The 9,865-nt window shown below is 63.7% G+C and carries 10 protein-coding genes; 4 read left to right on the top strand and 6 right to left on the bottom strand.

Annotated elements, in window-relative coordinates; genetic code table 11:
- Nucleotides 1-158: 158 nt before the first annotated feature.
- The 4 genes from HU766_RS09310 to dadA all read right to left on the bottom strand — a co-directional run bounded on the left by HU766_RS09310 (nt 159) and on the right by dadA (nt 3,853).
- A complete protein-coding gene (locus HU766_RS09310; protein WP_186655657.1) occupies nt 159-563 on the bottom strand; it encodes a c-type cytochrome in 405 nt (134 codons plus the stop codon).
- 154 nt (nt 564-717) lie between these two features.
- Nucleotides 718-1,266 (bottom strand): cupin domain-containing protein, encoded by a 549-nt coding sequence (locus HU766_RS09305; protein WP_033702273.1) that lies wholly within the window; start codon nt 1,264-1,266, stop codon nt 718-720.
- Nucleotides 1,267-1,389: 123 nt separating this feature from the next.
- Nucleotides 1,390-2,463, bottom strand: coding sequence for an alanine racemase (gene alr / locus HU766_RS09300; RefSeq protein ID WP_186655644.1), 1,074 nt, complete (start codon nt 2,461-2,463; stop codon nt 1,390-1,392).
- A gap of 88 nt (nt 2,464-2,551) precedes the next feature.
- Complete coding sequence (dadA, locus tag HU766_RS09295; protein WP_033702277.1) at nt 2,552-3,853, bottom strand: D-amino acid dehydrogenase; 1,302 nt, start codon at nt 3,851-3,853, stop codon at nt 2,552-2,554.
- A 155-nt stretch (nt 3,854-4,008) separates the two neighbouring features.
- Here dadA and dadR point away from each other — a divergent pair, with 155 nt between their 5' ends.
- Nucleotides 4,009-4,497: a transcriptional regulator DadR gene (gene dadR / locus HU766_RS09290; protein ID WP_003258963.1), complete on the top strand. Its 489-nt coding sequence runs from the start codon at nt 4,009-4,011 to the stop codon at nt 4,495-4,497.
- Between the two features lie 2 nt (nt 4,498-4,499).
- Here the strand turns inward: dadR and HU766_RS09285 are convergent, their stop codons facing one another.
- Nucleotides 4,500-4,853 carry a YkgJ family cysteine cluster protein gene (locus HU766_RS09285; protein ID WP_033702279.1) on the bottom strand — a complete coding sequence of 118 codons (354 nt, stop codon included), beginning with the start codon at nt 4,851-4,853 and terminating at the stop codon, nt 4,500-4,502.
- Between the two features lie 161 nt (nt 4,854-5,014).
- On the opposite strand from HU766_RS09285, the gene HU766_RS09280 reads away from it, so the two are divergent.
- On the top strand, nt 5,015-6,307 hold the full coding sequence (locus HU766_RS09280; protein ID WP_186655642.1) for an FAD-binding oxidoreductase: 1,293 nt from the start codon (nt 5,015-5,017) through the stop codon (nt 6,305-6,307).
- Nucleotides 6,308-6,399: 92 nt separating this feature from the next.
- On the opposite strand, the gene HU766_RS09275 is transcribed toward HU766_RS09280, so the two are convergent.
- A complete protein-coding gene (locus HU766_RS09275) occupies nt 6,400-6,630 on the bottom strand; it encodes a DUF1127 domain-containing protein (RefSeq protein ID WP_033702284.1) in 231 nt (76 codons plus the stop codon).
- Between the two features lie 178 nt (nt 6,631-6,808).
- Here HU766_RS09275 and HU766_RS09270 point away from each other — a divergent pair, with 178 nt between their 5' ends.
- Together HU766_RS09270 and HU766_RS09265 are read left to right on the top strand one after the other, a co-directional pair.
- Entirely contained in the window at nt 6,809-8,239 is a 1,431-nt protein-coding gene (locus tag HU766_RS09270) for an aminotransferase class I/II-fold pyridoxal phosphate-dependent enzyme (protein WP_186655640.1), read from the top strand.
- 60 nt (nt 8,240-8,299) lie between these two features.
- Nucleotides 8,300-9,853, top strand: coding sequence for a phospholipase D family protein (locus HU766_RS09265; protein WP_033702288.1), 1,554 nt, complete (start codon nt 8,300-8,302; stop codon nt 9,851-9,853).
- Nucleotides 9,854-9,865: the final 12 nt, after the last annotated feature.

Raw genomic sequence — 9,865 nt, 5'->3', positions numbered from 1 at the left:
CACTTCCCCTTGCCGGGTGTGTAGAGGACTTTCACCTCCAAGCCACCAGCGTGGCCACCACAGCCAAGCTGGTTGCGCTAGCGCGCAACGCGCCATGCCTGGCGCACCATATACAAAGCCCGCCATCAAAGGCGGGCCTCATGCAATTGAGCGGCTGCTTACAACCCCGACATCTTCTTGATCGCACCCATCAGGTCATCATCCGAGCAATCGGCACAGGTGCCCTTCGGCGGCATGGCATTGATACCGGTAATGGCCTTGGCCAGGATGCCATCCAGGCCGCCCTGGTGGTCGGCACGTTCCTTCCACGCGGCGGTATCGCCGATTTTCGGTGCGCCCAGCAAGCCGGTGCCATGGCAGGCATTGCAGTGCTTGGCGATGATGTCGTCCGGCGTCTTGGCAGCGCCGCCAGCCGCCGCAGCGGCCACCTCCATGCCCTTGCACTCCTGGCCCTGGACGCACACCTGGCCCACCGGCTCTAGGCGCTTGGCGATGTCGTCATTGGTTGCAGCGGTTGCGCTCATTGCCCAGAGGGCGAATACGGCTGCTGGTACGGCCAGCATCTTCTTGATTTGGTTCACGCGTACACCCTCATGGTGGCTAATCACGCTCGCGGCCACGGATCGGCGAGCGTTGAAAAGTATAGCGGGAACCCAGAGGCCGTGAAACGACCCCACACAGGAAAGGGGTATTGCCGAAACAATGCACTGCGCTGGATCAAAAGTTTGAAGGCGTTGCGGCGCTGATCAACCGGGCAGGTTCCTTGAAGGGGTTGCGAAAGCGGTGCGGGCGGGTACTTTCGAAGTAGTAGCTGTCGCCCTCTTCGAGGATGAAAATCTCGTTGCCGACCACCAGCTCAAGCCGCCCTTCAAGCAGGATGCCGGTCTCTTCACCGTCGTGGGTAAGCATCTCGGCGCCGGTGTCGGCACCCGGTGGGTAGACCTCGGTGAGAAACGCAATGGCGCGGTTGGGGTGCGACTTGCCCACCAGCTTCATGGTCACCGCACCGTCCGAGATGTCGATCAGCTCATGGGCCTTGTAGACGACCTGCGTAGGGCTCTCGGCGGCCAGTTCGACCGAAAAGAACTCGACCATGGACATCGGAATGCCGCTCAGCACCTTGCGCAGCGAACTGATCGAAGGGCTGACGCTGTTTTTCTCGATCATCGAGATGGTGCTGTTGGTGACACCCGCGCGCTTGGCGAGCTCACGTTGTGACAGGCCCTTGAGCTTGCGGATGGCTTGCAGTCGTTCGCCGACGTCCAAAGCTGGAGCCTCCTGAAACGGGTAGAGAGGGGGGTGAATGTGAACGATATCATGGCAATGCCGTTCAGTATTTACAACACACCACCCTGCAACCTGTCCGCTTCAGCGTCTTATTCGTCGCACCTACTCACCACAGTAGTCCCTCGACACCCGCTTGAGGTTGCAGAAGATCTGGTACGGAATGGTGCCGGCATGGGCAGCCACCTCGCTGGCCAGCACCTGCTTGCCCCACAGCTCCACCGGGCTGCCCACGGTAGCCTCGGGCACATCGGTCAGGTCGATGCACAGCATGTCCATCGACACCCGGCCAATCAGCTGGCTGCGCTTGCCCGCGACCATCACCGGGGTGCCATTGGGCGCCTGGCGTGGGTAGCCATCGGCATAGCCCATGGCGACCACGCCGACGCGGGTCGGCCGCGTGCCGATGAACTTGGCGCCGTAGCCCACCGGCTCGCCGGCCGGCAGCTCGCGCACGCTGATGACCCGCGATTGCAGGGTCATCACCGGTTGCAGGCGCTCAGCCTCGGCCTGGGCGACTTCGAAGGGGGTGGCGCCATACAGCATGAGGCCCGGGCGCACCCAGTCGCCACCCGCCTGTGGCCACGCCAGCACCCCGGGCGAGTTGCGCAAGCTGCACTCGGCAGCCAGCCCCTGGCGCGCGGCCTCGAACACCGCGATCTGCTCGGCGGTGGCGTCGGCGTCCAGTTCGTCGGCACGGGCGAAATGGCTCATCAATACGATGCGCAGGACGCTGCCAGTAGCCAGCAGGCGCTGATACGCCTCGTGATAATCCTTGGGGTGCAAGCCGACGCGGTGCATGCCGCTGTCGAGCTTCAGCCAGACGGTCAGCGGCTTGTGCACCTGGGTCTTTTCGATTGCTTCAAGCTGCCACAGCGAATGCACCACGCACCACAGGTCGTGCTCGGCGATCAGGGCCAGTTCGCTGGCCTCGAAGAAGCCTTCGAGCAACAGCACCGGCGCCTTGATGCCAGCTGCGCGCAGCTCCAGCGCTTCTTCGATGCAGGCCACGGCAAAGCCATCGGCTTCGGCCTCCAGTGCCAGGGCGCAACGCACCGCGCCGTGGCCGTAGGCATCGGCCTTGATCACAGCAAGGGCTTTGGCGCCGGTCAGTTCACGGGCAAGGCGGTAGTTGTGGCGCAGGGCCTGGAGGTCGATCAGGGCGCGGGCGGGACGCATGGCGGCATGCCTTATGGTGGTTCAGTTTAATAACGGTGTTTGCCTCTTCGCAGGTAACCCCGCGAAGAGGCCAGCGCAGGCCTTCAAATCATTGATGCACGGGCGCGGTCTGGCCTTGCTTGGTGGCTTCCCGGCTGTTGCCATAACGGGAAATATCCAGGCCTTCGGCACTGATCTGCGGCTTCTTGCGCGCAATCAGGTCTGCCAGCAGGCGACCCGAACCGCACGCCATGGTCCAGCCCAAGGTCCCGTGACCGGTGTTCAGGAACAGGTTACGGAACGCAGTGGCACCCACGATCGGTGTACCGTCCGGGGTCGCCGGGCGCAGGCCGGTCCAGAAACTGGCTTGGCTCAGGTCACCGCCGCGAGGATAAAGGTCGTTGACGATCATCTCCAGCGTTTCGCGTCGACGCGGGTTCAGCGACAGGTCAAAACCGGCGATCTCAGCCATGCCGCCGACGCGGATGCGGTTGTCGAAACGGGTGATGGCGACCTTGTAGGTTTCATCGAGAATGGTCGAGGTCGGCGCCATGTCGGCGTTGGTGATCGGCACCGTCAGCGAGTAACCCTTGAGCGGGTAAACCGGCGCCTTGATACCCAGCGGCTTGAGCATCTGCGGCGAATAGCTGCCCAGGGCCAGCACGTAGCGGTCGGCGGTTTCCAGCTTGCCGTCGATCCAAACGCCATTGATGCGGTCGCCGGCGAAGTCCAGGCGTTGGATGTCCTGGCCGAAGCGGAACTCCACACCCAGCTTCAGCGCCATGTCGGCAAGCTTGGTGGTGAACAGCTGGCAGTCGCCGGTCTGGTCGTTGGGCAGGCGCAGGGCACCGGCCAGAATGTCTTTTACCCCGGCCAGGGCCGGTTCGACGCGGGCGATGCCATCGCGGTCGAGCAGTTCATAAGGCACACCGGACTGCTCGAGCACGGCGATGTCTTTGGCGGCGGCATCGACCTGCGCCTGGGTGCGGAACAACTGGGTGGTGCCCAGGGTGCGGGCTTCATAAGCGATGCCGGTTTCGGCACGCAGCTCGTCGAGGCAATCACGGCTGTACTCGGACAGACGCACCATGCGTTCCTTGTTCACCGCATAACGGCTGGCGGTGCAGTTGCGCAGCATCTGTGCCATCCACAGGTACTGGTCAACGTCGCCGGTCAGCTTGATAGCCAGGGGCGCGTGGCGTTCGAGCAACCACTTGATGGCCTTGAGCGGTACACCCGGGGCGGCCCAGGGCGAGGCATAGCCGGGCGAGATCTGGCCTGCGTTGGCGAAGCTGGTTTCCATGGCTACCGCCGGCTGGCGGTCGACCACCGTCACTTCGTAACCTTGCCGGGCCAGATAATAGGCACTAGCGGTTCCGATCACACCGCTACCAAGTACCAGAACTCGCATTGTTGATCCCTCGCACGCGGCGCACCGCTGTCTTTTGTTGAAATGGCATGGATGCGCGCAGTATAAAAATTACAGACCAGTGCAATTCACTATATAAAAGCCTATATTTGGCGAGAATTCTCGGCAATATTGCCTTTCACGGAGGGGCATCCCCTATGAGAACCCAGCACCAGAGCAAGCGTGAACTGGACAAGATCGACCGCAACATACTGCGGATCCTGCAGAATGACGGGCGTATTTCCTTCACCGAACTGGGCGAGAAAGTTGGGCTTTCCACCACCCCTTGCACCGAGCGCGTCCGCCGCCTGGAACGCGAGGGCATCATCATGGGCTACAACGCCCGGCTCAATCCGCAGCACCTGAAGGGCAGCTTGCTGGTGTTCGTCGAAATCAGCCTGGACTACAAGTCTGGCGACACCTTCGAGGAGTTTCGGCGTGCGGTGCTCAAGCTGCCCCATGTGCTGGAGTGCCACCTGGTTTCGGGCGATTTCGACTACCTGGTAAAGGCGCGTATTTCGGAGATGGCGTCGTACCGCAAGCTGCTGGGCGACATCCTGCTGAAGCTGCCGCACGTGCGCGAGTCGAAGAGCTACATCGTGATGGAAGAGGTGAAGGAGAGCCTCTGCCTGCCGATTCCGGACTGACGCTAGACCAGCACCTGGCGGGTGGTGGCAATGAATTGATGAACGAGCTGCTCGGCCTCGGGCTCGATCATCTGCTCCGGGCCACGGCCGCGCGGGCAGGCCATGCGTGGGGTGGTGCCGAACAGGCGGCAGATCATCGGGCGCTCTTCATACACTGTGCAACCGTTGGGGCCCAAGTGCACGCAGTCCAGGTGCTGCAGCGCAGCGGCTTGCTCGGCCTCGGTCTTGCGCGGCAGGCGGGCCATTTCTTCGGCCGAGGTGGTGACCGGGCCGCAGCAGTCGTGGCAGCCGGGCTCGCACTCGAAAGAAGGGATGAGTTCGCGCAGGAAGTGGATCTTGTGGCGGTTGCAGGACATGGCGGGTACAGAGCAAGAAGGTGGGGTGAATTATAGGCCCATTGCACCGGCCCTGTGGGCGCAGCTTTAACCGCGAACGCGGACGCGGCTCTCGCCTTGTTGCCCACCTTCCGACCCCGGCTTATCCTCCCTCCTCTGCCCAAAAGCCCAGGACCTGCCCCATGATCCATAGCGCGCAGCACGCCGCTTCCTATTACGCCGCCAGCAGCGCGCCACACGCCGATCATGCCTTCCTGCAAGGCGAGCACAGCGCCGACGTGTGCATCATTGGCGGTGGCTATTCAGGCCTTAACACCGCCATCGAACTGGCTGAACGTGGCCTCTCGGTGATCCTGCTGGAAGCCCGCAAGCTCGGCTGGGGCGCTAGCGGGCGCAACGGCGGGCAATTGATCCGCGGTGTCGGCCATGGCCTGGAGCAGTTCCTCCCGGTGATCGGCGAGGAAGGCGTGCGCAGCATGAAGCTGATGGGCCTGGAGGCCGTGGAGATCGTCCGCGAGCGGGTCGAGCGCTACAACATCGCCTGCGACCTGACCTGGGGCTACTGCGACCTGGCCAACAAACCTGGCGAGCTGCAAGGCTTTGCCGAAGAGGCCGAAGCATTGCGCAGCCTGGGGTATCGCCACGCGCTGCGTCTGGTGGCGAAAGACGATATTCACAGCGTGGTCGGCTCCGACCGCTATGTGGGCGGCCTGATCGACATGGGCTCGGGCCACCTGCACCCGCTCAACCTGGCCCTCGGCGAAGCGGCCGTGGCCAGCCGCCTTGGCGTGCGGCTGTTCGAGCAGTCAGAGGTCACGCGCATCGAGTACGGCCCCGAAGTCAAGGTACACACCGCTCAAGGCCGGGTCCGTGCCAAGACCTTGGTACTGTGCTGCAACGCCTACCACAACGGCCTCAATCGCGAGCTGGGCGGCAAGGTGCTGCCCGCCGGCAGCTACATCATCGCCACCGAGCCCCTGGGCGACGCGCGTGCCCGCGCGCTGCTGCCGCAGAACATGGCCGTGTGCGACCAGCGCGTGGCGCTGGATTACTACCGGCTGTCTGCCGACCAGCGGCTGCTGTTCGGCGGTGCCTGCCACTATTCCGGCCGCGACCCGCAAGACATTGCCGCCTACATGCGGCCAAAGATGCTCAAGGTATTCCCGCAATTGGCCGATGTGCGCATCGAGTTCCAATGGGGCGGCATGATTGGCATCGGGGCCAACCGCCTGCCACAGATCGGGCGTTTGGCCAGCCAGCCGAACGTCTACTACGCCCAGGCCTATTCCGGCCATGGGCTCAACGCCACCCACCTGGCCGGGCGCCTGCTTGGCGAGGCCATCAGCGGCCAGCAGAGCGGGCGCTTCGACCTGTTCGCCAAGGTGCCGCACATCACCTTCCCGGGCGGCAAGCACCTGCGCTCGCCACTGCTGGCATTGGGGATGCTCTGGCACCGGCTCAAGGAATTGGTTTAGGTGATGTGAGGCGGAGCATGCCTTGAGGGTGATGGTGGCGCTCGATTTCCGCCCCACCATCACCCTCAAGCCATGCACTTCGTAGCCCTCAATCAATCCCTCCAAAATGGCTTACGCCCCTCTTCTCGGGCCTGCTCCCAGCTCAGCCCGACATCGCGCAATTCATCATCGGTCAGTTGCAACAAGGCCCTGCGGGTGTGCCAGCGGTGCAGCATCAGCCCCCAACGGCTCAGGCCTGCCGGCGCATTGAAGACCTTGGCGTGCTGCCCGGTTTCCAGCTCCTTGGCCATCAGTTGCAAGCGCACATCGCTCATGCCACCCATCGCTGCGTTCTCCCGATCAGTTGATACCGTGAAGCAAGCATGCGCGTCGGCACTGATGACAATACAGATCCAATAGCGGCTTATTATTCCCATACAGAATTGGCGAATCGACGGGTGAATGCTGTATTTTCAGCGCAACTGTACTGGTCGCTGCAGCTCAGCGGCACTGGAGTATGCCGTGACGCTTTACCTCAACCTCGCCGAGTTGCTCGGCGCCCGTATCGAACAGGGCCTGTATCGCCCCGGCCAGCGCCTGCCCTCGGTGCGTGCCCTGAGCGTGGAGCACGGGGTCAGCCTGAGCACCGTGCAACAGGCCTACCGCATGCTCGAAGACAGCGGCATGGTCTCGCCGCGGCCCAAATCCGGCTATTTCGTCAGCGAAGGCCGCCACCTCCCTGCCCTGCCCGCCGTCAGCCGCCCGGCCCAGCGCCCCGTGGACATCTCCCAGTGGGAGCAGGTGCTGGAACTGGTCCGCAGCACCCCACGCCAGGATGTGATGCAGCTGGGGCGCGGCATGCCCGACATCAACAGCCCGACCCTCAAGCCGCTGCTGCGCAGCCTCGCCCAGCTGAGCCGGCGCCAGGACATGCCCGGCCTCTACTACGACAACATCCATGGCAACCTGGCCCTGCGCGAGCAGATCGCCCGCCTGACGCTGGACTCCGGCTGCCGCCTGAGCCCGGCGGACCTGGTGGTGACCACCGGCTGCCATGAGGCGCTGTCCTGCAGCATTCGCGCCGTGTGCGAGCCAGGCGACATCGTTGCGGTCGACTCGCCCAGCTTTCATGGCGCCATGCAAACCCTCAAGGGCCTGGGCATGAAGGCACTGGAGATCCCCACCGACCCGGTCACCGGCATCAGCCTCGAAGCACTGGAGCTGGCCCTGGAGCAGTGGCCGATCAAGCTCATCCAGATCACCCCGAGCTGCAACAACCCACTGGGTTACATCATGCCCGAGGCACGCAAGAAGGCCTTGCTCAGCCTGGCCCAGCGCTATGACGTGGCCATTCTCGAAGACGATGTGTACGGCGACCTGGCCTATACCTACCCGCGCCCGCGCACCCTCAAGTCGTTCGACGAGGACGGCCGTGTATTGCTGTGCAGTTCGTTCTCCAAGACCTTGGCACCCGGCCTGCGCATCGGCTGGGTAGCGCCGGGGCGTTACCTGGAGCGGGTGCTGCACATGAAGTACATCAGCACCGGCAGCACCGCCAGCCAGCCCCAGCTGGCCATCGCCGACTTCATCAAAGCCGGCCATTACCAGCCTCACGTGCGGCGCATGCGCAGCCAGTACCAACGCAGCCGCGACCTGATGAGCGACTGGGTGACCCGTTACTTCCCGCCGGGCACGCGTGTCAGCCGGCCCCAGGGTGGCTTCATGCTGTGGGTCGAACTGCCTGAACATTTCGACACGCTGCGGCTGAACCGCGCTTTACTGGAGCAAGGTGTACAGATCGCGGTCGGCAGCATTTTCTCGGCCTCGGGCAAGTTTCGTCACTGCTTGCGCATGAACTTCGCGGCCCTGCCTACGCCGTCAATCGAGGCCGCCGTGCGCAAAGTGGGTGAAACCGCCCTTCGTCTACTGGATCAGGACGACGCCTGCGCGTAACTTTGCGCCGCCCACCATGGTCCAACCCCTTAGGCCTTTGCTGTACAGGACACGCTTACCTTGAGATTGCAGCGAGCTCTGCCGCTTCTGCTGACGCTATTGTGCGGCCTCGCAGGCTGCGCAAGCGTCGACATCCCCCGCGAAGTCAGCCAGGCGCTGCCGGCCAAAGACTCAGCCTTCGGCCGCTCGGTGCTGCGCCAGGCTGCGCCCTACGAGGGCCGTTCGGGCTTTCGTTTGCTGCCCAACAGCAACGAGGCATTTCGCGCGCGCGCCGAGCTGATCCGCAACGCCCAGGCCAGCATCGACCTGCAGTACTACATCGTTCATGACGGCCTCAGCACCCGTGCGCTGGTCCATGAACTGCTGCGTGCCGCCGACCGCGGCGTGCGCGTGCGCATTCTGCTCGACGACACCACCAGCGACGGCCTGGACACCATCATGGGTACCCTCGACGCCCACCCGAACATCCAGATTCGCGTCTTCAACCCGTTGCACCTGGGGCGTAGCACCGGGGTGACGCGCGCGGTAGGCCGCTTGTTCAACCTGTCGCGCCAGCACCGGCGCATGCACAACAAGCTGTTCCTGGTGGACAACAGCATGGCCATCGTCGGCGGGCGCAACCTGGGCGACGAATACTTCGATGCCGAACCCAACCTCAACTTCACCGACATCGACCTGCTGGGCGTGGGCCCGGTGGCCGAACAACTTGGCCACAGTTTCGACCAGTACTGGAACAGCGCCCTGAGCCGCCCGATCGGCGATTTCCTCTGGCGCCAGCCCGATGCCCACGACCTGCACGCCAGCCGCCATCGCCTGGAAGTTTCCCTGGCCGAGGCGCGTACGCGACGCAAGGCCTTGTATGACCGCTTGATGGCCTACCAGTCGCAGCCGCGCCTGGATGTGTGGCGCAACGAGTTGATCTGGGCACACAGCCAGGCCCTGTGGGATGCGCCGAGCAAGGTCCTGGCCAATGACGAGCCAGACCCGCAACTGTTGCTGACCCAGCAACTGGCCCCCGACCTGAACAACGTTCGCCACGAGCTGATCCTGGTGTCGGCGTATTTCGTGCCCGGTGAATCGGGCTTGCTGTACCTGACCCACAACGCCGATGCCGGCATCTCGGTCAAACTGCTGACCAACTCGCTGGAAGCGACCGACGTACCTGCGGTGCACGGCGGCTATGCGCCGTATCGCCGGGCGCTGCTCGAACATGGCGTGAAGCTGTATGAATTACGCCGCCAGCCGGGTGACCCGAGTGCCGGGCGGTTGAGCTTCCATGGCGGTTCGGATTCGAGCCTGCACAGCAAGGCGATCGTGTTCGACCGGCGCAAGACCTTCATCGGTTCGTTCAACTTCGACCCGCGATCGGTGCTGTGGAATACCGAAGTCGGTGTGCTGGTGGACAGCCCGGAACTGGCCGAATACACGCGCGCGCTGGCGGTGCAGGGTATGGCCCCGGCGCTGAGCTATCAGCCGCAGTTGCGGGGCGACAAACTGGTGTGGGTGACTGAAGAAGACGGCAAGCAGCGGATACTGACGTCCGAGCCTGGCGGGATGTGGCGACGGTTCAACGCCTGGGTCAGCAAGGCCGTCGGCCTTGAAAAGATGCTGTGATCGCAGCCCTAT

Source organism: Pseudomonas sp. SWRI77 (genome assembly GCF_014269105.1).
GTDB lineage: Bacteria > Pseudomonadota > Gammaproteobacteria > Pseudomonadales > Pseudomonadaceae > Aquipseudomonas > Aquipseudomonas capeferrum.
This window is presented reverse-complemented; position numbering and strand designations above follow the sequence as displayed.